Source organism: Streptomyces sp. NBC_01142 (genome assembly GCF_026341125.1).
Taxonomy (GTDB): domain Bacteria; phylum Actinomycetota; class Actinomycetes; order Streptomycetales; family Streptomycetaceae; genus Streptomyces.
The window spans coordinates 2,641,048-2,666,459 of record NZ_JAPEOR010000002.1; the positions used below are offsets into that span (position 1 = coordinate 2,641,048).

At 71.6% G+C, this 25,412-nt stretch carries 26 protein-coding genes; 16 read left to right on the top strand and 10 right to left on the bottom strand.

Going from position 1 to position 25,412, the window contains the following annotated elements; translation table 11 throughout:
• The first annotated feature begins 105 nt into the window (after window positions 1–105).
• Window positions 106–597 carry a hypothetical protein gene (locus tag OG883_RS29405; RefSeq protein ID WP_266546916.1) on the top strand — a complete coding sequence of 164 codons (492 nt, stop codon included), beginning with the start codon at window positions 106–108 and terminating at the stop codon, window positions 595–597.
• On the top strand, window positions 594–914 hold the full coding sequence (locus tag OG883_RS29410) for a transcriptional regulator (RefSeq protein ID WP_266546918.1): 321 nt from the start codon (window positions 594–596) through the stop codon (window positions 912–914). The genes OG883_RS29405 and OG883_RS29410 overlap by 4 nt, the downstream gene beginning before the upstream one ends.
• Before the next feature lie 226 nt (window positions 915–1,140).
• Here OG883_RS29410 and OG883_RS29415 read toward each other — a convergent pair whose 3' ends face one another.
• Together OG883_RS29415 and OG883_RS29420 are read right to left on the bottom strand one after the other, a co-directional pair.
• Complete coding sequence (locus OG883_RS29415) at window positions 1,141–1,554, bottom strand: hypothetical protein (protein ID WP_266546920.1); 414 nt, start codon at window positions 1,552–1,554, stop codon at window positions 1,141–1,143.
• 439 nt (window positions 1,555–1,993) lie between these two features.
• Window positions 1,994–2,212 carry a hypothetical protein gene (locus OG883_RS29420; protein WP_266546923.1) on the bottom strand — a complete coding sequence of 73 codons (219 nt, stop codon included), beginning with the start codon at window positions 2,210–2,212 and terminating at the stop codon, window positions 1,994–1,996.
• Between OG883_RS29420 and OG883_RS29425 the strand changes: the two genes are divergently transcribed.
• The gene (locus OG883_RS29425) at window positions 2,183–2,563 is read left to right on the top strand and encodes a hypothetical protein (protein ID WP_266546926.1); all 381 of its coding nucleotides are present in this window, start codon (window positions 2,183–2,185) and stop codon (window positions 2,561–2,563) included. The genes OG883_RS29420 and OG883_RS29425 overlap by 30 nt on opposite strands.
• A 183-nt stretch (window positions 2,564–2,746) precedes the next feature.
• Here OG883_RS29425 and OG883_RS29430 read toward each other — a convergent pair whose 3' ends face one another.
• Together OG883_RS29430 and OG883_RS29435 are read right to left on the bottom strand one after the other, a co-directional pair.
• The gene (locus OG883_RS29430; protein WP_266546927.1) at window positions 2,747–3,319 is read right to left on the bottom strand and encodes a hypothetical protein; all 573 of its coding nucleotides are present in this window, start codon (window positions 3,317–3,319) and stop codon (window positions 2,747–2,749) included.
• A 338-nt stretch (window positions 3,320–3,657) separates the two neighbouring features.
• Window positions 3,658–4,164: an ATP-binding protein gene (locus OG883_RS29435; protein WP_266546928.1), complete on the bottom strand. Its 507-nt coding sequence runs from the start codon at window positions 4,162–4,164 to the stop codon at window positions 3,658–3,660.
• Window positions 4,165–4,342: 178 nt separating this feature from the next.
• On the opposite strand from OG883_RS29435, the gene OG883_RS29440 reads away from it, so the two are divergent.
• The 5 genes from OG883_RS29440 to OG883_RS29460 all read left to right on the top strand — a co-directional run bounded on the left by OG883_RS29440 (window position 4,343) and on the right by OG883_RS29460 (window position 7,716).
• Entirely contained in the window at window positions 4,343–5,257 is a 915-nt protein-coding gene (locus OG883_RS29440; protein ID WP_266549576.1) for a helix-turn-helix transcriptional regulator, read from the top strand.
• Window positions 5,220–5,348: a DUF397 domain-containing protein gene (locus OG883_RS29445; RefSeq protein WP_266549577.1), complete on the top strand. Its 129-nt coding sequence runs from the start codon at window positions 5,220–5,222 to the stop codon at window positions 5,346–5,348. Before OG883_RS29440 ends, OG883_RS29445 begins: the two co-directional genes overlap by 38 nt.
• Window positions 5,349–5,622: 274 nt before the next feature.
• A complete protein-coding gene (locus tag OG883_RS29450) occupies window positions 5,623–6,603 on the top strand; it encodes a hypothetical protein (protein WP_266546931.1) in 981 nt (326 codons plus the stop codon).
• A gap of 80 nt (window positions 6,604–6,683) precedes the next feature.
• Window positions 6,684–7,340: a DUF433 domain-containing protein gene (locus OG883_RS29455; protein WP_266546934.1), complete on the top strand. Its 657-nt coding sequence runs from the start codon at window positions 6,684–6,686 to the stop codon at window positions 7,338–7,340.
• Window positions 7,330–7,716, top strand: coding sequence for a toxin-antitoxin system, toxin component, PIN family protein (locus OG883_RS29460; protein WP_266546937.1), 387 nt, complete (start codon window positions 7,330–7,332; stop codon window positions 7,714–7,716). Before OG883_RS29455 ends, OG883_RS29460 begins: the two co-directional genes overlap by 11 nt.
• A gap of 19 nt (window positions 7,717–7,735) precedes the next feature.
• Here OG883_RS29460 and OG883_RS29465 read toward each other — a convergent pair whose 3' ends face one another.
• Both OG883_RS29465 and OG883_RS29470 read right to left on the bottom strand, forming a co-directional pair.
• Window positions 7,736–10,906 carry a sacsin N-terminal ATP-binding-like domain-containing protein gene (locus OG883_RS29465; protein WP_266546939.1) on the bottom strand — a complete coding sequence of 1,057 codons (3,171 nt, stop codon included), beginning with the start codon at window positions 10,904–10,906 and terminating at the stop codon, window positions 7,736–7,738.
• 118 nt (window positions 10,907–11,024) lie between these two features.
• Window positions 11,025–11,969, bottom strand: a complete 945-nt coding sequence (locus OG883_RS29470; RefSeq protein ID WP_266546942.1) for a DUF3027 domain-containing protein — start codon at window positions 11,967–11,969, stop codon at window positions 11,025–11,027.
• A 323-nt stretch (window positions 11,970–12,292) separates the two neighbouring features.
• Here OG883_RS29470 and OG883_RS29475 point away from each other — a divergent pair, with 323 nt between their 5' ends.
• The 4 genes from OG883_RS29475 (at window position 12,293) to OG883_RS29490 (ending at window position 16,133) form a co-directional block, all read left to right on the top strand.
• On the top strand, window positions 12,293–13,648 hold the full coding sequence (locus OG883_RS29475; protein WP_266546945.1) for an MFS transporter: 1,356 nt from the start codon (window positions 12,293–12,295) through the stop codon (window positions 13,646–13,648).
• 424 nt (window positions 13,649–14,072) lie between these two features.
• Window positions 14,073–14,552: a DUF2771 domain-containing protein gene (locus OG883_RS29480; protein ID WP_266546948.1), complete on the top strand. Its 480-nt coding sequence runs from the start codon at window positions 14,073–14,075 to the stop codon at window positions 14,550–14,552.
• A 16-nt stretch (window positions 14,553–14,568) separates the two neighbouring features.
• Window positions 14,569–15,264 carry a futalosine hydrolase gene (locus tag OG883_RS29485; protein ID WP_266546951.1) on the top strand — a complete coding sequence of 232 codons (696 nt, stop codon included), beginning with the start codon at window positions 14,569–14,571 and terminating at the stop codon, window positions 15,262–15,264.
• A complete protein-coding gene (locus OG883_RS29490) occupies window positions 15,261–16,133 on the top strand; it encodes a 1,4-dihydroxy-6-naphthoate synthase (protein ID WP_266546954.1) in 873 nt (290 codons plus the stop codon). The genes OG883_RS29485 and OG883_RS29490 overlap by 4 nt, the downstream gene beginning before the upstream one ends.
• Before the next feature lie 27 nt (window positions 16,134–16,160).
• On the opposite strand, the gene OG883_RS46855 is transcribed toward OG883_RS29490, so the two are convergent.
• Window positions 16,161–16,544: a cold-shock protein gene (locus tag OG883_RS46855; protein ID WP_323181004.1), complete on the bottom strand. Its 384-nt coding sequence runs from the start codon at window positions 16,542–16,544 to the stop codon at window positions 16,161–16,163.
• Window positions 16,545–16,723: 179 nt separating this feature from the next.
• Between OG883_RS46855 and OG883_RS29500 the strand changes: the two genes are divergently transcribed.
• Window positions 16,724–16,960, top strand: a complete 237-nt coding sequence (locus OG883_RS29500) for a hypothetical protein (RefSeq protein ID WP_266546957.1) — start codon at window positions 16,724–16,726, stop codon at window positions 16,958–16,960.
• Between the two features lie 22 nt (window positions 16,961–16,982).
• On the opposite strand, the gene OG883_RS29505 is transcribed toward OG883_RS29500, so the two are convergent.
• Together OG883_RS29505 and OG883_RS29515 are read right to left on the bottom strand one after the other, a co-directional pair.
• Entirely contained in the window at window positions 16,983–17,618 is a 636-nt protein-coding gene (locus OG883_RS29505; protein WP_266546960.1) for an HAD family hydrolase, read from the bottom strand.
• Between the two features lie 485 nt (window positions 17,619–18,103).
• A complete protein-coding gene (locus OG883_RS29515) occupies window positions 18,104–19,210 on the bottom strand; it encodes a hypothetical protein (protein ID WP_266546963.1) in 1,107 nt (368 codons plus the stop codon).
• A 92-nt stretch (window positions 19,211–19,302) separates the two neighbouring features.
• On the opposite strand from OG883_RS29515, the gene OG883_RS29520 reads away from it, so the two are divergent.
• Window positions 19,303–22,119, top strand: a complete 2,817-nt coding sequence (locus OG883_RS29520; protein WP_266546965.1) for a helicase-associated domain-containing protein — start codon at window positions 19,303–19,305, stop codon at window positions 22,117–22,119.
• Here OG883_RS29520 and OG883_RS29525 read toward each other — a convergent pair.
• On the bottom strand, window positions 22,082–22,852 hold the full coding sequence (locus OG883_RS29525) for a VanZ family protein (RefSeq protein WP_266546967.1): 771 nt from the start codon (window positions 22,850–22,852) through the stop codon (window positions 22,082–22,084). The two genes, OG883_RS29520 and OG883_RS29525, sit on opposite strands and share 38 nt — an antisense overlap.
• 270 nt (window positions 22,853–23,122) lie before the next feature.
• On the opposite strand from OG883_RS29525, the gene OG883_RS29530 reads away from it, so the two are divergent.
• Both OG883_RS29530 and OG883_RS29535 read left to right on the top strand, forming a co-directional pair.
• A complete protein-coding gene (locus OG883_RS29530) occupies window positions 23,123–23,407 on the top strand; it encodes a hypothetical protein (RefSeq protein ID WP_266546969.1) in 285 nt (94 codons plus the stop codon).
• 317 nt (window positions 23,408–23,724) lie between these two features.
• Window positions 23,725–25,365 (top strand): DNA repair helicase XPB, encoded by a 1,641-nt coding sequence (locus tag OG883_RS29535; RefSeq protein WP_266546971.1) that lies wholly within the window; start codon window positions 23,725–23,727, stop codon window positions 25,363–25,365.
• Window positions 25,366–25,412 lie beyond the last annotated feature (47 nt).

Genomic DNA, 25,412 nt, shown 5'->3' on the forward strand with positions numbered 1-25,412 from the left:
GTCCCACCTGCTCCGGCCCCGAGGCGGTCGCCTGCGGACCGGCAACTTGCCGTACCGGAAACTCGTCTCTTTCCGCATCGGAAACTATCGGCTACTCTTTCCGTCATGGAAACAAACGGGGTACGACTGACGCCGGAGCAGGCCCGCTCCGCCCTGGCCAACACCGAGCACGTCCGGGCCTCCGCCGCAGCGCTGTCGGCCACACCGTGGCCGAACTGGTTCTTCATCACGCTCACGCTCTACGCTGCCGCGCTCCCGATCACCTACGGAGGTGTCATGGCCGACTCGGACTGGCTGCTGCCGCGCCCGGCCTGGACGGGCATCATGCTGGCGATCACCGCGGCGTACGGGGCGCTCTTCGTCGTCGCGGCCAAGACCTGGCGCAACAAGACCGGGGTGGCGCTGCGGTTCGACGTGCTGCCGAAGCGGGCAACCGTGCCGCTCATGGCCGGCCTGCCCCTGCTGCTGGTGGGGGCAGCGTTCGCGTTCCGCGTCACGGGACGGCCGGTGTGGCTGATCGCGGCCTCGCTGATCAGTGCCGCTGTGTCCGTCGGCTTCCACCTCACCTTCGTCCGCCTGCACCGGAAGACCGCGTGAGCGCCAACACCCACGACCTGCCGGAGGGATTCGACGCCACCATCCACGCCCCGAACCGGCTGCGTATCTGCGCCTTGCTGGACACCGCGGGCGAGGCGGAGTTCGGCCTGGTCCAGAAGCAACTCGAGGTCTCCGCCTCCGTGCTGAGCAAGCACGTCACCGTGCTGATGGACGCCGGCTACGTCGAGCAGCGCAAGGCCGTCCGCGACACCCGGCAGCGCGTGTGGCTCCGCCTGACCCGGCGAGGCCGGGATGCCTACCGGGGGCACCTTGCGGCGCTGCGGGCGATCGTGGGACCGCCGGATCCGGCTCTCTGATCCACCGCCACCTCCGCCGGATCTGCGCGCGCACCCGCTGCCGCTGGTCACCGTGCCCGGCCATCGCGCTTCAGCCGGCGCCGAGGACAGCGCAAAAATCCCGAAAGTGATCGTGCGCCAGACCTCACTTCATGTTCCTGAGGCCAGTGGGCCGACGCGGAACTCGACGGCTGCCGCCCACCCAAAGGCCGAGGGGGAGATCCCCCTCGGCCACTCGCCTGCTCGGCTACTTCGAGATGACCGCGCGGAGTGCTCCCGCGGTGGTCGCCTCGAACTCACCGAAGCCAGTTGTACCGTCCGCGAACTGCACGAAAGCCCGGGCTCCGGACATGTCGAGGACCCTCACCCCGGCTGACGAGGCGCCGGTGAAATCGGGATCGATTCCGGTGAAAGACACCTGCTCTCCGGGAGAGAAACCGGAGAAATTCACAACCACGACCTCGGTGTCCACACCGACCGTGCTCGCGAGCGTCGCGGGGCCTGCGAAAGTGCCCATGCTGTCCCAGGTGACGGGGAACTTGGCCGTACGGCCGCTGATGCCCACCGATTGAACCTCAGAGCTGCTCGCGTTGCCGAGATTGAGGTTGATGGAGAATGAGTCCAGCGGACCAGCGAATGTGGCCACGACTTCTTCAGCCATGTGCGATCTCCCGTCCCATCATTGCAAGGGCTGCAATTCGGCCCATGCGGTTGGTTCTTATGATGGACACACTTGGGCCTCGATGGTCATAGCTGAGGACAACCCGAAGGAAGCAGAGCATTTTTGAAGGTAAATCAGCTGCGACTCACACATCCCCTCACTGCATCATTGCGCTGTTTCGCTGCGCCGCCGGACGGGTATTTCAACAGCAAGCCAGTCGGATAATACGAGAAGGACGGGTGGCCCGGGGCGTTGACAGCCGCCATGAAACGGCCCCGGAGTCCTGGCTCGGACACCAGCCGCAAAGTAGCGGTCAGGACTTCGTCACCACGGTCTTCGTGGGCCGGCGGGGGCGGGGCTGCTGGAGGTGGTGTGGCGGTCGATCGACAGGAAGTTCCCGGCGTGGACCGGGAACTTCTCGCGTCGAACCGGCGCTGCCTCAGAGCGCGGGGGCCACCGGGCTGTTGCCCGCGCCGAGCGCGATCTCCTTCTCCTCTCCGCCCCAGCCGTCCGTCGTACTCCATACGACGTGGACCCCGAACACCCCTCTCACGGTGTCGGCTGCCCAGCCTTCGGCGGGCGGTTCGGACAGCACCAGGTACAGACGGTCGGCGGTTCTCGGCAGAGTGTGGTTGATCTGAGCGGGGACCTGGTCCACCTGCGCAACCTCTACGCTGGCGACGGCGGCTATCTCGACACCGTCAACGCCGCCACCCCGGCGCAGCTGGGCGGCGGCGGCAAGTACGGCGTGGCCACCGCCGATTCCAAGGACCGTACCCCTGGCAGCGGCCGATGGCGGATCTTCGCCCAGACCTCCACGCCTTTCGACCAGAACGTCCGGGCGGGGGACGTGGTCCATCTGTGGAACACCTACGACGACAACGGCGGGTTCCTGGAGGTCAACCAGAACGCCGCGAACAACACGGCGGGCGACCAGCTCGACGTCTGCACCAACGCCTACTTCAACCGCGGAGGCAACGTCGCCGACTGGAAGATCCACACGGCGTAACCCGCCCCTGCGGCTCCTGGGCCCCGGCCGCTGCCAGCGGCCGGGGCCCAGCCTTCTTCACCGCATACTCTGTCGCCACCCATCGCTCTGGCAGGGCGGTTCCAGCTTCTCCGCCCCGCCCACGTCGAACGGAACGATCTTCCGGTGGGCACGTCACCCGACCCGTCAGACAGACCCCAGGGGCTATGCCTGGGCGAAGCGCCAGGCCCCAGAGTCGGTTTGGCGGTTGGAGTAGTAGCTGGTGAGGGCAGTGTGCAGGCCGCCCCCACTGGGGGCGCCGCCGCCGCTGATGTCCAGCCAGCCGCCGTTGGCGTTGCTGTAGTTGCTCAGGAGGTGCACCACATCGCCGGTGCGGATGGCGCCGTCTTGGGGCGAGGAGGACTCGGCGAAGAGGAACCACTCGCCGGTAGAGGCTCCGCGGTTCGGTGCCGCCGACGTGTAGACGCCGTATTTTCCGCCGGTGGAGCCCGCGACCGGGCCTCCGTTCACGTCCAGGTAGCTCGTGTTGCCGAACTGGTTCACCAGGTGGACGAGGTCTCCCGAGAGCACCGTTGCTCCGACAGGCTTGGGCGTGGGGCTCGCTGAAGCGATCTTCCAGGTGCCGCTGAGGCCGCCGCGCGTGGAAGTCGAGGCCGTTTGGACCGCGTAGGCAGCACCGGACGGCCCGCCCGCAGTGACGTCCAGGAAGCCGCCCGCCCAGTTCGAGTATCCGTTCTGCAGCGAGACCGCGTCCCCGTACTTCAGCTCATTGGTCATAACTCTCCCTTGTGCTCCCTGCACAGCCCCATGGAAGGGCCGCGCGCCGATCGGGAAGCTATCCACCAGTTGGGACCGAGAAGCAGCTTTCATTTCAAATGGCTTAAATTGGACTGAATCGCCGGGTTGCGCGACCCGGTACCTACGGGGCTGTGTGGAGACTTTGCGGCCAGCAGCTGGCCACGCCGGACGACTACCTGCCCAGCCAGCACTGGAAGCCGCTAGAAGACCGATGAAGATCTTGCTCTGACCGCCTGACTCACCCCGGATTGCCGGTAAATGTCAATCGCCATGAACTTGGGCAAGCCAGGCGCGATTTCAAGATCTTCAGGACACTTCTAGGAAGACGTCGCCACCTCCGCCCAAACGGTCTTGCCGATGGGGACACGGGGCGTCGTACCCCATCGACTGGCCAAGACGTCCACGAGGAGCAGACCGCGGCCCGACTCGTCGCCGGGAGAAGGCGCGGGCGGATTGGTCGGGGGCCGGTCCGAGGAAGCGTCCGAGAGCTCGATACGGATCAGGCGCGTCCGCGCTTCGAAGGTCAGGCGGAGGTGGAAGCAGCGTCCGGGGACACGGCCGTGGCATACGGCGTTGGCGGCAAGCTCGGCGCTCAGCAGGGCAACGGTGCACGAGAGGTCCGACGCGGGCGGATACCCCCACTCCTCCAGACGCCGCACTGCCAGCCGTCGGGCCAGCCGCGCCCCACGGGCTGACGAGCTGAACTGCGCGGCGAACTCGTGGTCTTCGGCCCCGGAGTCTTGCGCTTCCTCTCCGAGCACCCCTACGGCCGATTCCGTCTCGCGCTCCGGGCCGTCGCCCGACATGGCCATGGTCTTCAGCACGTGCCGTCCATCCCAGTCCGTCGATCCTTCGCCCAACCCGCAGCGTGTACGGGTCGTGACGTTCCGTGCTCAAGAATCGTCCGGCGCGCCTACGCTCGGAAGGTGACGAAGCCTTACATCGCAAGCGGTAAGGAACGGAAGTGAGCCCATGGCCAAAGGAATTCAGCCCGAGGAGTCGATGGCCGCGCTCTTCGGCTCACGTGTCCGCAGACTCCGTACGGCCGCCGGACTGACCCAGGCCGAACTGGGCGCGAAGACGCACGTGGTGAGCACCCGAATCACACAGATCGAGCGATCGTCGGGAGCCAAGCCGACGCTGGAGCTGGCACGGGCGCTCGACGAGGCCCTCGGGGCGGACAACCTGCTGGTCGACCTGTGGCCGTACGTCTACCGCGAGGCGTTCCCGGACTGGTCACGGGCGTTCATGGCGCACTCGGCGCGGGCGGTGACCATCGGGCAGTACGCGGCGCACGTCGTGCCTGGCCTCTTGCAGACGGAGGACTATGCGCGGGCCGTTCTGAGCGTCGGGCGCTCGCTCACCGGCGAGGAACAGTTGGAGGAACGTCTTGCCGCCCGCCTCGCGCGGCAGGAACGGCTCGGTTCGCCGGATCACCCGGAGCTGTGGGCGGTCCTGGATGAGGCGGTGCTCAGGCGGCCAGTCGGTGGCAGAGCTGTCATGCAAGGCCAGTTGGCCCGGCTGCTGGATACCGCTGCCGCGCCCCACATCACCGTGCAGGTGCTCCCCTTCGACCAGGGCGAGCACGACGCGATGGGCGGCTCACTGACCGTTCTGACGCAGCCGGACGGCTCAGAGGTCGCCTACACGGAAGGCGCGCACTACGGCCAACTCGTCGAGGATCCAGCCGAAGTCAGGCGCTTCACGGTGACCTACGATCGGCTGCGGGCAGCAGCACTGCCCCCGCTCATGTCGCTCGACATGATCCGATCCGTGATGGAGGACAACTACCGTGCAGCGACTGTCCCGTCCCGATCTGAACGCCGCCGCCTGGCGCAAGAGCAGCTACAGCAATCAGGAGGGGGGCGACTGCGTGGAGGTGGCGGACGGATTCCCCGGCGTCGTGCCCGTCCGTGACAGCAAGGCCCCGAACCGGCCCCCTCTCGTCTTCCCCGAAGCCTGCTGGACCTCGTTCATAGGCGAGTTGAAGGCCGCCGACCGGCACTGAGCCACCCGGGGACCGGTGCGGGCGTCGGCCTCCCCGAGCCTCCGGAACCTCGTGCGCGGGGGTCCGGGCCGCAACGAACTCCCCCAAAGAACCTGGGGTGAAGAACCACCTGCCCTCCCTCCCCTCCCCCGCGTCACCCAGACGGGTGACTGGCTTGCGGGGGCGGGAAGTTGGCGGTTACGTTCGCCGCAACAACCCCAGACATATGACGGCCCCCGGCCGGGACGGCAATCCCGATCGAGGGCCTGACCGATCAGGAAGAAGTAGCTTCCCGATGGCTGAACCGCAGTCTAACGCGCGCCTGCGCGCCGACGCCGGAGCACCGACCTCCGGCGTGATCCACGTCCGTACGCGCCTCACCGTCGACTTCACGGTGATCGCCAACGCCCTTGCGCAGCGCCGCGGAAGCGCGGTCACGGTCGGCGTCGCGGCCTACATCGCCTCGCTGCCGGACGGCGCGTCCGTGAGCATCGCCACGCTGTGCGATCACTTCACGGAGGGCGAGATCCTGATCTCGCGGGCGCTCCGGGAGTTGGAGGCCGCCGGCTACCTGGAGCGGCGCCGCGAGCGCGGGCCCGGCGGACTGATCCGTACCAGGACGTACTTCTACGATGTACCGGGCCGGGGCCTGCCCAGCCCGCCACCGCCGACGCCGCCACATCGTCGAAGGCCCGCGGCGGAGCCGGTACCCGCGCAGACACCCCGGCCGGAGGCCGCCCCGGGCACTCGCCCCGCAGCCCCCACTCAAGCCGGTCCTGTGCCTCGGCCCGAGCCCGCACAAGGGCTGACGCCTCCCACGGCACCGGAGGCAGGGGACGCCCCGGACACCGCGCCCCCTCCCCAACTCGCCGAGGACGACCCGCAAGCCGTCGCCATCCTCGCCTCGCTGCGTATCCGCGACCGACGGCTGATCCTGTCCCGGCGGGAGGTCGCCGAACTCGCCCCGGCCGTCAGCCAGTGGCTCGCGCAGGGCACCGGACCCGAGGAGATCACCGAGTTCCTCACCACCGGCCTCCCGGACCGCTTCCGTTGTCGACCGGCTCGGATCCTGGGCTTCCGGCTCCGCGACCTGCCCGTCGCCGCGCCCACCCAGGCCGCCACGCCTCCTGTCCTGCCCTGGCAGACCTGCGACGGCGGCTGCGAACGCGCCTTCCGCGCCGCGGAACCCGGCCGCTGCCGCGACTGCCCGCCCGACGACGTGACCCCGGCAGATCCCGCCATCACCCACGACGATCACCTGCGAGCGGCATGCTGAGCCAGGCGTGTGCCGCCGCTCCCCTCGTGGGAGCCTGGTTGTGCGACGATGCGGGACCTGACAGCAGCGGGAGGTGGATCATGGTCGACAGGTTCAGGGACGGGCTCCTCACACCTGCGGAAACGTCCGCCTACCTTGAGATTCCGTCGTCGACTCTCACCTCCTGGCTGAAGGGCAGAGCCGCCGGGGCCCCTCTCGTGCATCAGGTGGAGCCCGTGCGCAATGGCCGACCCTCGGTGCCGTTCATCGCCGTGGCCGAGGCCCACGTCCTGCGCTCCCTGCGCTCCCTCGGCCTGCGGATGAGCGAGATCAGAGAAGCGGCGGCCGCGGTGCGGGACGCCTTCGACACCCCCTACGGCCTCGTCTCGAAGCGGATCGCCACCGACGGCGTGGACATCTTCGTCGAGCACGGTTTCGGCGATCTGCGCAGAGCCCGGGACGGACAGGCCCCCATCCACGACGTGGTGTCCGAGTACCTCCGCTACCTGACCTGGGACGCGGACGACGATTTCCCTTCGAGTCTGCGGCTGAGGCAGTACCCGGATTCCGTTCCGATCGTGATCGACCCGAGGTTCGGTCGTGGTCTTCCCGTCATCGCGGCCAATCGCGTCCCGGTCAAGGCCGTCACCGACCTCTGGGAAGCCGGCGAGACCGTCGAGGACATCGCCTACGAGTTCGACATGACCCCTGAGCAGGTCGACTCGTTGTGCCACGCAGTGGTGCATCTTGCCGCCTGAGTTCTTTCTCGATCGCAACCTCGGGCGGCGAGTCGCGGAGGAACTGAGAGCGCGCGGATGGGCGGTTCACTGCATCGCCGACGTCTTTCCGACAGACGCGCAGGACATCCCCGATGAGCAGTGGATCTCCCACGGCCTCGACCAGTCCTGGGTCCCCCTGTCGAAAGACGGCCGGATCAAGACGCGGGATCTGGAGATCCGGCCCGTGCTGGACCTGGAAGCCGTCTTCTTCTACCTCGACAACCAGCAGCTACGCAGTATCGAGATGGTCGAGCGGCTCGACGCACACCGCAGCGCGATATACCGGGCCATCGAGAAGGGCGGCCCCGCCGCGTATGCGGCACAACGCCCCCGCGTCGAGCGCACCTGGCCCTGACGGCGGCACGACGCCCCCGTCAGGAAGAGGCGTCGAACCAGCGGTCGCGGGCCAGTTCCTCCGTGCGGGACGGGTCCTCCAGCAGCGCCGCCACCTCGAAGCGGCGCGGCCACTGGCCCGCCGCCCAGGCCAGGCCCGCCGCCACGCCCTCCAGGGTCGACGCGTGGATCACACCGTCCGGGGTGCGGCGCCAGTCCAGTTCGACGCCGCCCGCCACCAGCTCCTCGTGCTCGACGTACGTCGCAGGGGTGCCGCGGCCGAGCAGGACGTGGACCGACTCCGGGACCTCGTGTTCCTCGCCCTCCGTCGTCACCTCCGCCTCGACCGTCTCGCTCAGGCGCCGGACCTGGAACAGCTCCGCCAGCTCCGCCGCGCGCGCCGGGGAGACCGGGAGCAGCGGCAGGCCCTCGGTCAGCGGGAGCAGATCGGGCGCGTCCGCGACGACCGCGTCCGCCGCGTCGACCACCCGGACCTCGCCGTCCACGACCGCCCGCAGGTCGTCGGGGAGCGTGACCTGCTCCGGGTCGAGGTCCGCCAAAGCCGTGTACAGGGCGTGCAGTTGAGCGCCGGACACGCTGCGGGAGGGGTCTGCGAGGCGGCCCAGGAGCTCCGCCCCGCCGCCCGGTTCGTCGAGCAGCGCGGCGACCGAGGTGCGTACGCCCAGTGCCCGCAGTACCTGCACATCGTCGAAGCCCGTCGCGTCCACCGTGTCGTACAGGCCGTCCAGCAACGGGTCCCCGCCCGCCGCCCGCAGCCCCGCCGGCCGCCGCCCGTCCAGCACCGGATGGTCGCGCAGCCACCATGCGGTGTACGGGCGCACCGTCTCCGTCGTCCCGTCCGGAAGGAGGATCCGTACGGACTGGGTGAGCGCGTCCCGCAGCGGCGGCTGCGCCAGCAGCGTCAGCGCCTGCGGCCAGCGGTCGTCGTCCACCAGATCCAGGTCCCGTACGGCCACGAGCTCCGTGGCGACCGGCGGCACGGGCGTGTCCGGCAGCCGGTCGAGCACGTCCTCGCACCACACGTCGACCGCGTCCAGCAGACCCGTGTCGTCGGGCTCGGCGAAGTCCCCGTCGCGGGGCTCCAGTTCATCGGGGTCCAGGACGACGTCCGTGGCCCGCACCAGTGCGAAGTTCGCCAGCACTCCGCACGCGGCCAGCGGCTCCTCGCCCCAGCGTTCGGCCAGTTCCCCGTCGCAGAGCGCCAGCTCGCCCTCGCGCATCACCGAGGCGAACGGGCTGCCGGGCAGCACCAGTTCACCGGCCGGCGCCAGCTCCCCGTCCTCGTCGGTGAGCGCCAGCGCGCCCAGCCACGGCTCGTCGCCGGGCTCGAGATGCGCATCCCGTACCAGCGCCAGCACGGTGTCCGCGAGTTCGTCGGCGTCCAGGGCGGCACCGTCCCCGACTTCGTCGTACCACACCTCCCCCGACTCCATCGATCCGGCGACCGCGGCCCGCACCTGCGGAGTCCTCAGTACGGCGCGCGGTGTCGCGGGCAGCGCGCCCAGCTTCTCGAGCAGCGGATGCGCGGCATCGGGGTGGACGACCTTCAGCCCGAGACGGGCCAGATTCGGCGGGGTCTGAGGCATCGGCAGCAGCGTCTGGCGGGGCCCGATCGTCGTACGGCCGTCGGCCAGCGGCACGGGCAGCCCGGACAGCCGGTCCGGGTCGACCCCGGCCAGGCTGTCGTACAGCCGCCGCCACCAGCCGGGCTCGCGCTCGAGGCCGGCGAGCCGGTCGACCGCCTCGGTCAGCGGCACCCGCGCGACACCGAGCGTACGCAGCTCCACGCGGCGCTCGAGACCCGCGGGGAGCAGGCACGGCAGCACCTCGGCCAGCACCTGCACGGTCTCCGCGCCCGCGCCCTCCAGAACCTCCGCCTCGATCGGGCGCAGCCCGGCGGAGACATCCTGGCGATCCGGCAGCCCGGTGTCGGCGGACCACTCGCCGGACACGTCGCGCGGCGCCGCTGCCTCGAGGAACGCCGTACGCGGCAGCCGCTGAAGGATCTCCGCCCGCAGCGCGCCGTCCAGCTGCCCCTTGCCGAGCGGGCCAGGCACCAGATCGATGGTGCCGACGCTCACCGGCTGCCAGTTGCCGAGCAGCTCGGCGTACGCGTCGGCCGCACGCTGCACCAGGAAGTCGGTGAGCCGCCCGGTGGCCGGATGGCGGCGGGTGGTGTCCAGCGGCAGCGAGGCGATCAGCAGCGCGGGCACGCCGAGGGGTTCGTCGGTGGGGGTGGGCGCGTGCACGACCGGGGCCGTACGCGGCCGGGCCGGCGCGCCCTCCTCGTCCACGGGCACGGCCCAGGTGACGGACCAGAAGGGCCGCAGCCGCTCCTCGGTGGGCCGGTCCGCGAGCAGCGCGGGCTCGATGGCACCGCCGTGGCTCACGACCCGCCAGCGCCGGTCACCCTGCGCACTGTCCTCGATGTGCACATATGCGTCGCGCTGGGAGCGCTTCAACACCCGTACGCCGTCCGGGGTTTCGACGACGATCTCGGAGAGCCCGGCCAGGGTCAGCAGCAGCGCGTCGTCGATCCCGGCGAGCAGCCGCTCCACCAGGTCGACCGCCGCCCCGTCCCGCAGGGGCAGGACGACCACGGTGTCGTACCCGTCGGGGGCCGTCCCCTCGGCGGGCAGCGGCAGACGCAGCAGCGGTACGTGCCCGTCGCGGCGCCGCAGCTCGTCGCCGAGGCCGGGGCTCGCCTGGGCCGTCCGCCCGGCCAGTTCCCTGGCCTCCGCGAGCGACCAGCGCACACCGCCGTGCCGGCCGACGACGGCGGGCTCGTCGCTCACCGCGAGGACGGCCGCGAAGCCGACGCCGAAACGGCCGACGGCGGACTCGTGGCCCTCGCGCTTGGCGGAGGCCCGCAGGGTGGAGAGCGATTCGACGCCGGTCGCGTCCAGGGGCGCACCGGTGTTCGCGGCGGCGAGGACGGCGGGCTCGTCGCCGGTGGCGGGCCGCAGGGTCAGCCGGAGCCGGCCGGGCACCTTGGCGCGGGCGGCGGCGTCGGCGGCGTTCTGTGCGAGTTCGACGACAAGACGGTCGCGGTACCCGCCGAGGGCGAGATCCTCCTCGGCGTTGGCGTCCTCACGGAAGCGGGCGGGACTGGCCCCCCACGCGTCGAGCACCCCGCGCCGCAGCCGTGCCGTCCCGAACGGGTCGGCCCACTCGGTCGTCCTGACGCTCACGCTGTGACTCCGCTCTCTCCGGTGTACCCGCTTCACCCGCGTACTGCCTTGCGGCCGAAGGTACCCCCTGCGGCGCGTTCAGCACGCCGCAGGCATCGTGGAGAGCTGCCGGAAGGGGCTACGAGTGGCCGAGATCCTCCGACTCGCCGTCCGGCTCGGAGGAGACCGAGCCGCCGTCACGCGCCGGACGCAGCGGGAACTCGTCCGTGCCCATCGAGTCGAACACGTGCGGCGCCGGTGTCGGCGGCTTCGGCATGACGGCCGCCTCGGAGTGCGCGCCGCAGCCGTACGTCAGCGAGACGACACGCCCGTCCGCCGGGGAGAACTCGTTCGCACACACACCGAAGGCCTGCCGCAGGGAGCCCGCCATCGGGACCAGGAACCCGCAGGTGACACAGGCGGCAGGGGCAGCCTGGGCCATGGGGGTCTTCGCCCCGAAGGACTCCTCCCAGCGGTCCGCGGCAACATGCAGCCCGTACCGGGACAGCACGCGCGCCCGGCGCATGCCGAGCTCCTCGGCGAGGGCCGCGATGGCGCCGCGTCCGTTGTCGATGGTGGTGTCCGTGCCGGCCCGGCGGTCGGTGAGCTCCGCGTCCTCCGCCTCGACGCGCTCGGCCAGGTCGTGCGAGGGCACGGCGTCGCCGAACACGGAGTTCGGCGGGGGAATGTCCTCACCCGTGAAGCCGGGCTCGAGCCGCAGATCCTCCGCCTCGGTGGGCAGCAGGTCGCCCGGGCCCAGGTCACCGGGCCGCAGCCGCTCGCTCCACGGCACCCACTCCGGTGCCAGCAGCGCGTCCGATCCGGGCAGCAGCACGGTCTCGTCGAGCGTGACGACCTTGGCGCGGGAGGCCCGCGTGACGGTCACCGCCCAGCGCCAGCCCCGGTATCCGGCTTCCTTGGCCTCGAAGAAGTGCGTGACGACTCGGTCACCCTCCGAGACAAGGGATACATGCTCGCCGACCACCCCAGGGGCCGCGGCCTCCTCGGCCGCCGACCGGGCAAGGTCTACCGCCTCGGCGCACAGGCGGTCAGGGGTCCGGCTTCGCGTCGTCGCTGCACTCACAGGTCTCGCTTCTCTCCTACGCCGTCTCACGGGTGCGCCGGCCGATTCCGAGGTACGGGGCGCAGGCGGAGCGGACCAGGGGGCCGCATCGACGTCCGCGCCCGGACCAACCTGTCTCGGGCACACCTAACGTCATCCATTCTGCGGGATGCCGAAGAGGCGCGCGGCCGAGAACAACCGCCGGTGGCGCGCTACGCACGCTACCCTCTCCGCCGCCCCCCGCCCACCTGCCTGCCCCAACAAGGGGCGAACACGCCGCATCCACCGGGGCGAACCCGGCGTATCACGGTTCGCCCCGGCAGGGGTTGGGGCACTATGACGGGGTGGCAGCCGCGAGGTCGTCCGAGGAAGCCGGACCGCTGGGCAGAGCGGGCCGGACGGTGGGCCGCGCCCTGCATCTTCCCTTCACCGGCACGGCACGCGGTATCCGGAAAGCGACCCATGCGCACGGCGCGGGCGAGTCCGGCCTCGGCAAGCTGATCGAGCTGCACGCCGTGAACGGCGCGGGTGACGTCATGATCACCGTCGCACTGGCGTCCACGGTCTTCTTCTCCGTGCCGACGGACGAGGCACGCGGCCGCGTCGCGCTGTATCTGGCCGTCACGATGGCGCCCTTCATCCTGCTCGCCCCCGTCATCGGCCCGCTCCTGGACCGCCTCCCGCACGGCCGCCGCGCGGCGATGGCGGGCGCGATGCTCACCCGCGCGCTGCTCGCCCTGACCATGTCGGGGGCGGTCGCCACGGGGGGCCTGGAGCTGTATCCCGCGGCGCTGGGCGTGCTCGTGGCATCGAAGGCGTACGGAGTGGTGCGCAGCGCCGTCGTGCCCCGGCTGCTGCCGCCACGCTTCTCCCTGGTGAAGGCGAACTCCCGGGTGACGCTCGCGGGGCTGCTGGCGACCGGGATCGCGGCGCCGATCGGGGTGGGGCTGCAGAACATCGGGCCCCAGTGGCCGCTGTACGGGGCGTGCGCGCTCTTCGTCCTCGGGACGTTCCTGGCGTTCAGGATGCCGCACAAGGTCGACTCGGCGAAGGGCGAGAGCAAGGCGCACATGCTGACGCACGGGGAGAAGAAGCCCAGTCTCCGTACGGTCGGCCCCTCCGTACTGCACGGGCTCCAGGCCAACGCCGCGTTCCGTGCACTGTCCGGCTTCCTGATCTTCTTCCTCGCCTTCCTGCTGCGCGTGCATCCGCTCGCCGGGCAGAGCGCGGCGGTCTCGCTGGGGATTGTGGGCGTCGCGGCGGGCGTCGGCAACGCGCTGGGCACGACGGTCGGCGCCTGGCTCAAGGCGCGCGGCCCGGAAGTGATCATCGCCACGGTGCAGCTGCTGGTGCTGGGCGCGGCGATCACCACGGCGGTGTTCTTCGGCGCGGGCATGGTGCCGGTCCTGGGCGCGTCGGCGGGCTTCTCGCAGGCGCTGGCGAAACTGTCGCTGGACGCGCTGATCCAGCGGGACGTCCCGGAGGAGGTACGTACGTCGGCCTTCGCCCGCTCGGAGACGCTGCTGCAGATGGCATGGGTGGTGGGCGGCGCGATCGGCATCGCGCTGCCGCTGAACGGCGCGCTGGGCATGTGGGTGGCGGCGGGAATCGTCGCGCTCGGCGTCCTGACGACGATGAAAGGTCTGCTGGGCGCGGCAAGACGGGCCGGCAGCGCGTCGCCGCGGACGCGGGTGGCGTAGGCGCCGCGGCAGCCGGGCCGCACGGCCTGGGCACCCCCGGCGCCACACGGCCGTCCCGGCACCGGGCAGCACCACCCGAAGCCCGCGCCCCACGGCAGAAACCGCACCCCCGCGCCCGGGGCACGGCCTGGGCAACCCCCCCGGCGACGCACGGCCGTCCGGGCGCCGGGGAGCCCCGGCTGAAGGCCGCCCCGCGCGGCAGACACCGCACCTGCCCGGGCCCGGGGCACGCCGAGGCACCCGGGCGACGCACGGCCGGTACCGGCACCGGGCAGCACCACCCGAAGCCCGCGCCCCACGGCAGAAACCGCACCCCCGCCCGGCCGCCGGTGCCGCGCCCCGCCTGGCCCAACAGAGCAACGGCCCGTCCGGCACGCCGCACCCCCGCGTGGCAGGACAGACGGCGCCCGATAGCCTTCGGCACATGACCGTTGCGTTCTTCTCGGGCAAGCGCCGCCGGGCCGCTGCCGCTCTCGGTGCCGTCTCCGCCGGGCTCCTCGTCCTCTCCGCCTGCGACAAGCCGACACCGCTCGCGACCGTGACGGTCGGGACGGACACTGTCACCACCGAGGCGGCCTGCTACAACGACGGAAAGCAGATCAAGGAATCGCTGCTCCAGGGCTGCCTCACCGAGAAGCCCGCAAAGACCATCAAGGTCGCCATGGACGACAAGGTCCGCATGGGCGTCGACCCGGAGATCGCGGACAACGGCTGGACGCTCCTCTTCGGCGGTCAGCCCGTCGAGCAGGAGCCGTACAAGAAGACGTACCGGACCATCCCGGGCAACGCCTTCTTCTCCTCCCAGACCGGCGCGCCCACGAGCAAGACCATCGTCAGCATCATGGAGACCAGCGGCAAGAAGGTCATCGGCATCTGGCACTTCCAGTTCGAGAAGGCCTCCTGACCCGGAGGGCCGTACTGTGCGCGTACTCGTCGTGACCGCGGTGGCGGCGGAGGCCGACTCCGTCGCCGCGGGCCTCACCGGCCCCGCACCGGACGCGCGCCGGCTGCCCGGCGGGTACGCCCTGTCCCGCCACTCCCCCTCCCTCGTGGAGGTGGACGTGCTCGCGGGCGGGGTCGGCCCCGCGGCGGCCGCCGCCTCCGCCGCCACCGCGCTCGCCCTGGACGCGTACGACCTCGTCGTCTCCGCAGGCATCGGCGGCGGCTTCGCGCCCCACGCCCCCCTCGGCTCCCTCGTCGTCGCCGACGCGATCGTCGCCGCCGATCTGGGTGCCGAGACCCCCGACGGCTATCTGCCCGTCGACGAGCTCGGCTTCGGCCGTTCCGTGCACCGTCCGCCCGCCGAGCTCTCCGCACGCATCGCCAAGTCCCTCGGCGCCGTGTACGCGCCCGTCCTCACCGTCTCCACCGTGACCGGCACCGCCGCCCGCGCCGCCGAGCTGAGCGCCCGTCACCCCCGCGCCGCCGCCGAGGCGATGGAGGGCTTCGGGGTGGCGGAGGCCGCCGCCGCCCACTGCGTACCCGTCCTCGAAATCCGTGCGGTCTCCAACGCCGTCGGCCCGCGCGACCGCGCCGCCTGGCGTATCGGCGAAGCGCTGGGCTCGCTGCGGTACGCCTTCCAGCTGCTCGTTCCCGTACTCGAGGAGTCGCCGTGACCTTGCAGATCGCGTACTCGCCCTGCCCGAACGACACTTTCGTCTTCGACGCGTGGGCACACGGCAGGGTGCCGGGCGCGCCCGCCCTCGATGTGACGTTCGCGGACATCGACATCACCAACGGCATGGCGGAGCGCGGCGAGTTCGACGTACTGAAGGTGTCGTACGCCGTTCTGCCCTGGGTCCTCGACGAGTACGCGCTGCTGCCGTGCGGCGGCGCGCTGGGGCGGGGCTGTGGGCCTCTCGTCCTGACGCGCGAGCCCGGGGCCGGCGGGCCCGCCTTCCGGACCGAAGGCCCCGGGGGACTGACGGGCAAGACCATTGCCGTCCCGAGCGAGCGCTCGACGGCGTACCTGCTGTTCCGGCAGTGGGCGGCGGACGTCGTCCCCGGCGAGGTCGGCGAAGTCGTCGTGATGCCGTTCCACGAGATCATGCCGGCGGTGCGCGACGGCGTGGTCGACGCCGGACTCGTCATCCACGAGGCCCGGTTCACCTATCAGCGCTACGGACTGCACTGCCTCGCCGACATGGGCGAGCACTGGGAGTCCACGACCCGGCTGCCCATCCCGCTGGGCGCGATCATCGCCAAGCGGTCGCTGGGCGCCGAGACCCTGAAGCTGCTGGCCGATTCCGCCCGTACGTCCGTACGCATGGCCTGGGACGACCCGGAGGCGTCGCGTCCGTACGTACTGGAGCATGCCCAGGAGATGGACCCGGCCGTCGCCGACCAGCACATCGGCCTCTACGTCAATGAGTTCACGGCCGACCTCGGCGACGCCGGATACGCGGCGGTGCGCGGACTGCTGACACGCGCCGCGGCCGAGGGGCTGGTTCCGCCCCTCGGCCGCGATGCGCTGAGTTTCGTCTGAATGCCGGGCGACACCTACGGGCAGCGCCTAGACGTCGAGCTGGTCCGCCACCGCCCGCAGAAGGCCCGCGATCTTCCCGCCGTGGACCTTGTCGGGGTACCGGCCGCGCTCCAGCATCGGCGTGATGTTCTCCAACAGGGTCGTCAGGTCCTGCACGATGGACGCCAGCTCGTCCGGCTTGCGCCGCTGAGCCGCCGCCACGGACGGGGTCGGGTCGAGAACCGTCACGGAAAGCGCCTGGTCACCACGTTGGCCTGCCACCACGCCGAACTCGACGCGCTGGCCCGGCTTGAGTGAGTCGACTCCGGCGGGGAGCACCGACGAGTGAACGAAGACGTCGCCGCCGTCGTCACGGGAGAGAAAGCCGAAGCCTTTCTCATTGTTGAACCACTTGACCTTGCCGGTAGGCACGTCTGTCCTCGTCCTCGTACTCGTTGGGGCGCTGGGCACCGAACTTGGGCACCGCAAAAACGGCTCTGGATAGCACTACAGCGGGTCGCCTGACCCGCCACCCCCAAGGCTAATGGTCCAGGAGCTGGTGACAAGACGTCGCCGGTTGGTTCCTCTGCGCAGGGAACTACCCTGGCCTGATGACTGCTACTCCTCCCGCCCCCGGTGACGGGCTGGTGCGCGTCGGCGCGATCGTCTTCATCGTCGGCGCCGTGGCCACTCTGATCACCGTGGCCCCGCTGTTCCTCGGCACCGAGCCGTTCCCGTCGATCGCGTACGCGGTCTGCATGCTGATGGGCGCCGGGTTCCTGATCGCGGCCGCGGGCGTACTGCGCTCGATCGCGGCGCAGCGGCGTCAGGCCAGAACCGCGCTGTAGCCGCAGAGTCGCGGCGGCCGGCTCAGGACGGATCCGCCCGATACGTACGCAGCCAGGCCGGGAACGCCGTCAGATCCTGAAGGATCACGTCCGCCCCGGCCGCACGCAGCTCCGCCGCGTCGCACGGCCCCGTCGGCACGACGACCGCCAGCGCCTCGGCCGTGTGCGCGCCGCGTACGTCTCCGGTGTGGTCACCGACGTACACGCTCGCGCCGTGCTCGCGCAGCGCCTCCGCCTTGGCCTCCGCCCACAGCCAGCCGATGACCTCGTCCGGATTGATCCCGAGATGGGCGAGATGGAGCTTGGCGTTCGGCTCGTGCTTGGCGGTGACGACGATCGCGCGGCCGCCGAGGGCCTGTACGGCGGCGATGGATTCGCGGGCGCCGGGCATCGCGAGGGTCGGCTCGATCGCGTGGGCGGGATAGATCTCGCGGTACCGGTCGCTCATCTCCTGGATCTTCTCGTCCGGGAACCAGTGCGCCATCTCCTGTTCGAGGGGCGGGCCGAGGCGGGTGACGGCCAGGTCGGCGTCGATCCACACTCCGGTCTCGGCGGACAGCTCCCGATAGGCGGCATGGATGCCCGGCCGCGAGTCGATGAGCGTCATGTCGAGGTCGAAGCCGACCGTCAGCGGGTGCGATGCCGTGTGCGAAGCCATAGGGGCCATTGTGCCCAGGGGGCCGCGCGGCCCCGATGTCCGATGCGCGCCCGGCCCCGCGCCTGGAGCGCGCGAGCGTACGGCTGCGCGACCGCCGAGGAGGAGGGACAGCGCTGCGAGGGGGCGCCGGCTGCCTCGCGCCGGGCGCACCCGATGCCGCCGCCCCGGACAGGTACGGGTGCGTACGCCAGGAGGAGCTGGATCCGGCTGCCCGGCTCGGACCAGGGGCTTCGCGGCCTCGCCGCACCGGCTGGACGGCGGCAGCCGTCGTGGCCCCGCTGCTCGCGGTCCTGACCGGCCTCGCGGTCGAGGCCGGTCACACCCTCGCACCCTCGCGCCGTCCGCCGTCCGCCGTCTTCGACACCGTGCTGCACGGCAGGCACAGCGACCACGCCGAAGTCGTACGCGAACTGCGGCTGCGGCCCGCACGCACGCACGCACCCACGCCGGCCGTCGGCCCGATGGCCGGTACCCAGCAGGCCGGGTCAGCGCCTCCGTGCCCGCCACACCAGGTAGAGCGCGGAGGCGACGGCCGCGCCCCGCACCACCCACGGCCAGGTGCCGCTCAGCGCCTCGCGCATGCCCTCCTCCGGGATCGGCTCGCCCCAGCGGCCGTTGATCCGGCCCCACAGCCAGAGGAGGCCCCCGGCCGCGGCCGCACCCGGCAGACCGGCCACCGCCCATTTCGCCTCGGCACGGGACAGCCGGCGCGAGGCGTACGCGAGGAGCCAGCCGCCGCCGAGCGCCAGCCAGGAGCCGAGGAGGGCCCCGGCGACCAGCAGCGTGGCGGCGAACAGCAGGAACGGGTTACCCGGGCCCGCCCGTTCGGGCTGCTGCTCGGTACCGCGGCGGAGCCGCAAACGCCACCGGCGCGGTACGGCCCAGGCCTGCGCCGCGCCACCGCCGTCCCCGTCCCCGTACTCCTCGTTTGCGTACTCGCCGTTCTCGTACTCCTCGTGCGCGTACGAGCCCTCCGGGCCCTCCAGGTCCTCCGGATTCTCCGCGTCCTGCCGGTCCTCCTCCTCGAGTTCCTCCTTGGACGGCGGGGGTTTCAGTATTTCCGGGATCTCCACACCACCCTGGAACCCGGCCACGGACTCGCCCGCCCCGAACGGCCCCGGCTCGATCCGCCACCAGTCGGGCTCGCTGCCCGAGGGCCCCAGCTCGTCCATCCCGGCCAGATGCGGCGGCGACGCGCCGGGCGGCATCCCCGGGTTCGACGGGGTCCCGGACTGTTCCGGAGCCGCCGATCTGCGCGGCCGCGGAATGCGACGACGCCCGCGCTGCAGCGGCAGAGCGGCCGGTTCGGGCTTCGGCACCGCCGCCTGCGAAGGCTTCGGCGCCTTCGGCAGAGCTCCGTCGCCGTCCTCCGACGCGGCCGCGACCACTTCGTCCGGCGTACCGATCCTGCCGAGGATGCGGCGTACGGCTGCCGGGCTGTCACCGCCGAATCCGGCCCGCTGCCGGTCGATCTCGGTGCGCAGCGTCGACACCAGCCGCATACGGGTGCCGGACGGCAGCTGATACTGCTGGGCCAGGTCGCCGACCTGGCTCAGATAGTCGTAGACGAGCTGATCACTCTCGATCCCCACCGGCGTTCCCCTGACGTTCCCTGCCGGGCCGCCCGCTCTTCCCGGGCCGACCTGTCCCCGACGGTAGCGTTCCAGCGACTACCGTGGGGCGGATGGGGACCATGCCCGAAGGAAGCAGTCCACGCACGCTTGCCGAAGCCCTGCGCGCCCGCGGCGACGAGGAGCTGGCCGCCTTGCTGCGCGCCCGCCCCGATCTGCTGAACCCGGTACCGAACGACCTGTCCCAGCTGGCCACCCGGGCCGGTACCCGGGCCTCCGTCGTACGGGCACTGGAACGGCTCGACCGCTTCACCCTGCAGACCGCCGAGGCGCTTGCCGTGGCCCCCGAACCCGCCCCGTACGCCACCCTCCAGGCGCTGCTGACCGGCGACGAGGGCAACGCGACGATCGAGGCGGCCCTGCGGCACGCCGTGGGTGTGCTGCGCACCCAGGCCCTGATCTGGGGCGGCGGCGACCGGTTGCGGCTGGTGCGCACCGCGCGCGAACTCCTCGCCCCGTCCCCCACCCGCCCCTCCCCGACGGGCCTCGGCCCGACCGTCGCCGAGGCCACCGCCGGGATGTCGCCGGGCCGGCTGCAGGAAATCCTGGCGGCCGCCGGGCTGGCGACGACGCATGACCCGGTCTCCGCGGTCGCCGCGCTGACCTCGCTGTTCACCGACCGGACGCGGATGGCGGCGCTCCTGGACACCGCCCCGCCGGAGGCGCTGACGGTCCTGGACCGGCTGGTGTGGGGTCCGCCGTACGGCGAGGTGACGGCCAGCCCGACCCCGCCGGTGCGGTGGCTGCGCGACCGGGGGCTGCTGCTGCCCGCGTCGCCGCGCACGGTCGTGCTGCCGCGCGAGGCGGCGCTCCATCTGCGCGGTGGGCGCGCGCACCGGATGCCGGAGCCGGTGCCGCCCGCGATCACGCCTGCCGCGACCGCGTCGATCACCCAGGGCCGTCCACAGGTTGTGGACAGTACGGCGGCGGGCCAGGCCTTCACCGCGCTCTCGACGGTCGAGGACCTGCTGAAGGACTGGCACGAGGGCGGCCCGGCCGTGCTGCGCTCGGGCGGCCTTGCGGTACGCGACCTCAAGCGCACGGCCACGGCGCTGGACACCACCGAGCAAATGGCCGGCTTCTGGCTCGAACTGGCCTATGCGGCAGGCCTGCTGGCGCCGGACGGCGAGGCGGACGAACGGTACGCGCCGACGCCCGCGTACGACGACTGGCTCACGCTCCCGGCGCCGGAACGGTGGACGGTCCTCGCCACGGCCTGGCTCACCGCGACCCGTACGCCGGGCCTGATCGGCAGTCAGGACGCCAAGGGCCGTACGCTCTCCGCCCTCGGCCCGGACCTTGACCGCTCGGCGGCACTGGAGGTCCGCCGCCGGGTCCTCGACCTGCTGGCCACCCTCCCGCCGGGCACGGCCCCGGACCCGGAGACGGTGCTGGACCGCCTGCGCTGGGAGCGCCCGCTGCGCAGCGGCGGGATCGGGGTGACGGGCGGCGACGCGAGAGCCGCCAGAAGCGCGGCGGGCGGTCCGGCCGACCTGCGCTCCCGTATCGCGGCGTGGACGCTGAGGGAGACGGAGCTGCTGGGCATCACGGGCCGGGGTGCGCTCGCGACGCATGCGCGGGAACTGCTGGGCCCGCCGGGCCCGGGAGCCTCGCCGGAGCGGAAGCCCGACGCCTCTGCCGGCACGGGGGTCTCTGCCGGCACGGGCGTCTCTGCCGCCGCGGCGGGCGTGGGCGCCCCGACGACCGGCGCGCCCGAAACAGCTTTCGGAACAGCTTTCGGAACAGCGACCGGATCAACTGGCGGAACAGCTGGCGGAACAGCTGCCGCCGCAACTGCCGGGCCCGCGCCGGGCGCCACCGCGTCGTCCGGCCTGCTGTCCCCCGCGCCCGAGTACCCCGCCGACCCGCTGACCCGCCCCGCCACCCACGCACCGCACGTCTCCGTGCCCGACGGGCCCTCCGCGCAAGCCGCCGCACGCGCGGCCGCCGCGCTCGCGCCCCTCCTCCCCCAGCCCCTCGACCACGTCCTCCTCCAGGCCGACCTCACCGCCGTCGCCCCCGGCCCCCTCGAACGGCCCCTCGCCGAGACGCTCGCCGTCCTCGCCGACATCGAGTCCAAGGGCGGCGCGACCGTCTACCGCTTCACGCCCGGCTCCGTACGCCGCGCCCTGGACGCCGGACAGTCCGCCTCCGACCTGCACATCTTCCTGGCCACGCACTCCCGCACCCCCGTGCCGCAGCCGCTCAGCTACCTCATCGACGACGTCGCCCGCCGCCACGGCCATCTGCGGATCGGCGCCGCCTCCGCCTACGTACGCTGCGACGACGACGCGATGCTCGGCGAGATCCTCGCCGACAAGCGGTCCCAGGGCCTGCGGCTGCGCCGCATCGCGCCCACCGTCCTGGCCGCTCAGGTCGACCCGGCGTCGCTGCTCGAAGGGCTGCGCGCCATGGGCTACGCGCCCGCCGCCGAGTCCCTGGAGGGCGATGTACTGATCACCCGCGCCCACGCCCGCCGCACCCCGCCCCGTACGGCGCCCGCGCCCGTGCCCGACGGGCCGCCGGTGCCCGGCGGGACGCTGCTCGGCGCCGCGGTGAAGGCGATCCGCGCGGGCGACCTCGCGGCCACCGTCGTACGCAAGCCCGTGCCCGAGCCGGCGAAGAACGGCGAACTCCCCCGCACCACCTCCGCCGAGACCCTGGCCACCGTCCAGGCCGCGGCGATGACCGGCTCCGCCGTCTGGATCGGCTACGTCAACGCGGACGGCGCGGCCAGCCAGCGCGTCATCGCACCCGTCCGTGTCGAGGGCGGCTTCGTCACGGCGTACGACCACACGGCCGACGAAGTCCGTACGTTCGCGCTGCACCGCATCACGGGCGTCGCCGAACTCGCGGACGACCCCGCCTGAACCGGTCCACGACCCCGGTCCGCGCGGCCGGCCACCCGGCCCCCGGCCGTACCCGGGCCTTCATCCAGTACGGCGCGGCCTTCGGCTTCCGGTCCCCCTCCGCACGTTCGTCCACGTCCGCACGCTCGTCGGCGTGCACACGCTCGTCCACGTCCGCACGCTCGTCGGCGTGCACACGCTCGTCCACGTCCGCACGCTCGTCGGGGTCCGCGTCCGCGACCGCGGCGCGCGGCACGGCGAGCGCGTGGAAGCGGTGCCCGATCCGGCGTCCCAGCAGGAGGTACGCGATCAGCGCACCGCCGGTGTTGAGGATCACGTCGTCCACGTCGAAGGCACGCCCCTCGACGATGGCGCCCTGCGCCAGCTCCACCAGCACCATCACCAGACCGGTCAGCACAACGACCCGCACCATCCGCAGCCTGCGCGGCACCAGCACGGGCAGGATCAGCCCGAACGGCGCGCCGAGCACCAGGTTGCCGCCGATCTGCTTGCAGGCGGCGAGGAACGTGTAGTCCTCGGCGTACTGCCGCAGCGAGTGCCCCGGCCGGAGATTGGCTCCCGCGATGTCCGCGGAGGTCTGCGAGGGTGTGAGGGTCAGCCTGGCCAGTACGGCGGAGAAGGCGACCAGCGCGACGAACCCCACCACCACGATCAGTGCCCGCAGGACGGTTCTGCCCCATGAGACCCGAACCGGAGCCCGGCGGGCCCCGGCGTCTTCCGCTTGTGTCGTCATGCGTTCCCGGATGCCCCCGGCCGCCGCGATCAGGCCTGACGGTCTGAAGACGACCCGGACGAACACCATGAGTGCCCTCGTGCAGAAGAGGGCGAAGAGGCAGCCCGGACGCCCAGCGCCCTGCGCTGCGGACGCCGCTGAAAGCCACCGTTCGGATCAGCTGAGGCGGCCCTTCAGGTGATTGCCGGACGCCTCATGAGCCAGGCAGCTGTCGCAGGGGTACGAGGTCTCAGCAGAAAGCGAACCCAGAACCCCGTGAGGAGCTTGGCGATGTACGCAGCGGTCCGGCGGTACGAAGGGGTGACCGAGCCGGCCGAGGCGGGACGCCTCGTGAACGAGGGGTTCGTGCCGCTCATGCGCCAGGTCTCCGGCTTCGTGGCCTACTACTGGGTCGATGCCGGGGACGGAGTGATGGTCTCGACCAGCGTCTTCCAAGACCAGGCGGGTGCCGAGGAATCGATCTCGAGGGCGGCGGACTTCGTACGGGACAACCTTGCGTCACTGCTCCCCAACGCTCCCCAGGTCATGGCCGGGGAGGTTGTGGCTTCCGCATGACAGCGGTAGCAACCGTGCGTACACCAGCACAGGGCGTTCTCCGTGATGCGCATGATCTCTGCGAAGTCGACCGTGGAACGTGCAAGACGGTCGTCCCAGCCACGCGGCTTGCACAGGGCTTCGCACGCTGCGCGCCGGCGCTCAGGTGACGTCGACTGTGACGTCGACTCCTCCCTCTCCCTGGAGGGACGGACTCAGATGGCAGCACGCATGCCGGGCGCACTGGTCGGGACTCCCGTAGCGCGCCTGGCTCCGGGCAGAGCGCGTACCCTGGTGGGTTCGGTGTCCATGTGGGCGAGCCCAACTGTGAGGTATGCGTGTCCTGCCTGATCGTCCAGAGCGACAAGACCCTCCTCCTCGAAGTGGACCACGAGCAGGCGGACGCCTGCCGTCGCGCCATCGCGCCCTTCGCGGAGCTGGAGCGTGCCCCGGAACACATCCACACCTACCGGCTCACCCCGCTCGGCCTGTGGAACGCCCGCGCCGCCGGACACGACGCCGAGCAGGTCGTCGACGCCCTCGTGGAGTACTCCCGCTATCCCGTCCCGCACGCTCTCCTCGTCGACGTCGCCGAGACGATGGCCCGATACGGCCGCCTCACGCTCTCCAAGCACCCCGTCCACGGGCTCGTGCTGACCAGCACCGACCGCCCTGTGCTGGAGGAGATCCTCCGGTCCAAGAAGGTCCAGCCGCTGGTCGGGCCCCGGATCGACCCGGACACGGTCGCCGTGCACCCCTCCGAGCGCGGTCAGATCAAGCAGACCCTGCTGCGGCTGGGCTGGCCGGCCGAGGACCTCGCCGGGTACGTCGACGGCGAGGCGCACCCCATCGAGCTGGACGAGTCCGGCTGGGCGCTGCGCCCGTACCAGAAGCAGGCCGTCGAGGGCTTCTGGCACGGCGGCTCGGGTGTGGTCGTGCTGCCCTGTGGCGCCGGAAAGACGCTGGTCGGGGCCGGTGCGATGGCGCAGGCCAAGGCGACGACCCTGATCCTGGTGACCAATACGGTCTCCGCCAGGCAGTGGAAGCACGAGCTGGTCAAGCGCACCTCGCTGACCGAGGAGGAGATCGGCGAGTACAGCGGTACGAAGAAGGAGATCCGGCCGGTCACCATCGCCACGTACCAGGTGCTGACGACGAGGCGGAAGGGGATCTATCCCCACCTGGAGCTCTTCGACTCCCGCGACTGGGGCCTGGTCGTCTACGACGAGGTGCATCTGCTGCCCGCGCCGGTCTTCAAGTTCACCGCGGATCTGCAGGCCAGGCGGCGGCTCGGCCTGACGGCGACGCTGGTGCGCGAGGACGGCCGGGAGTCGGACGTCTTCTCTCTCATCGGGCCGAAGCGTTTCGACGCGCCGTGGAAGGAGATCGAGGCGCAGGGCTATATCGCGCCCGCCGACTGTGTGGAGGTACGGGTCAACCTCACCGACTCCGAGCGGCTCGCGTACGCGACCGCCGAGACGGAGGAGAAGTACCGCTTCTGCGCGACGACCGCGACCAAGCGGAAGGTGACGGAGGCGCTGGTCGCCAAGCATCAGGGCGAGCAGACCCTGGTCATCGGCCAGTACATCGACCAGCTCGACGAGCTCGGCGAGCATCTGGACGCGCCGGTCATCAAGGGCGAGACGCCGAACGCGCAGCGCGAGAAGCTCTTCGAATCCTTCCGCCAGGGCGAGATCTCGGTCCTGGTCGTGTCCAAGGTCGCGAACTTCTCGATCGACCTGCCGGAGGCGACGGTCGCCATCCAGGTGTCGGGCACCTTCGGCTCCCGGCAGGAGGAGGCCCAGCGCCTCGGCCGGGTGCTGCGGCCGAAGGCGGACGGTCACGAGGCGCGGTTCTACTCGGTGGTCGCGCGGGACACGATCGACCAGGACTTCGCGGCACACCGCCAGCGGTTCCTGGCGGAGCAGGGGTACGCGTACCGGATCGTGGACGCGGACGAGCTGCTGGCCGACGACTGAGACAAGGCTCGGGCTGCCGGGACGCCTCCGGCCTCGGCTACGGCCTC

Excerpts from the sequence above, each read along its gene's own strand:
- OG883_RS29525 (WP_266546967.1), bottom strand. The coding sequence starts at position 22,852 with ATGACGACACAAGCGGAAGACGCCGGGGCCCGCCGGGCTCCGGTTCGG.
- OG883_RS29440 (WP_266549576.1), top strand. The coding sequence starts at position 4,343 with ATGGCCGCGCTCTTCGGCTCACGTGTCCGCAGACTCCGTACGGCCGCC.
- OG883_RS29415 (WP_266546920.1), bottom strand. The coding sequence starts at position 1,554 with ATGGCTGAAGAAGTCGTGGCCACATTCGCTGGTCCGCTGGACTCATTC.
- OG883_RS29500 (WP_266546957.1), top strand. The coding sequence starts at position 16,724 with ATGACTGCTACTCCTCCCGCCCCCGGTGACGGGCTGGTGCGCGTCGGC.
- OG883_RS29455 (WP_266546934.1), top strand. The coding sequence starts at position 6,684 with ATGGTCGACAGGTTCAGGGACGGGCTCCTCACACCTGCGGAAACGTCC.
- OG883_RS29430 (WP_266546927.1), bottom strand. The coding sequence starts at position 3,319 with ATGACCAATGAGCTGAAGTACGGGGACGCGGTCTCGCTGCAGAACGGA.
- OG883_RS29480 (WP_266546948.1), top strand. The coding sequence starts at position 14,073 with ATGACCGTTGCGTTCTTCTCGGGCAAGCGCCGCCGGGCCGCTGCCGCT.
- OG883_RS29450 (WP_266546931.1), top strand. The coding sequence starts at position 5,623 with ATGGCTGAACCGCAGTCTAACGCGCGCCTGCGCGCCGACGCCGGAGCA.
- OG883_RS29505 (WP_266546960.1), bottom strand. The coding sequence starts at position 17,618 with ATGGCTTCGCACACGGCATCGCACCCGCTGACGGTCGGCTTCGACCTC.
- OG883_RS29530 (WP_266546969.1), top strand. The coding sequence starts at position 23,123 with ATGTACGCAGCGGTCCGGCGGTACGAAGGGGTGACCGAGCCGGCCGAG.
- OG883_RS29520 (WP_266546965.1), top strand. The coding sequence starts at position 19,303 with ATGGGGACCATGCCCGAAGGAAGCAGTCCACGCACGCTTGCCGAAGCC.
- OG883_RS29405 (WP_266546916.1), top strand. The coding sequence starts at position 106 with ATGGAAACAAACGGGGTACGACTGACGCCGGAGCAGGCCCGCTCCGCC.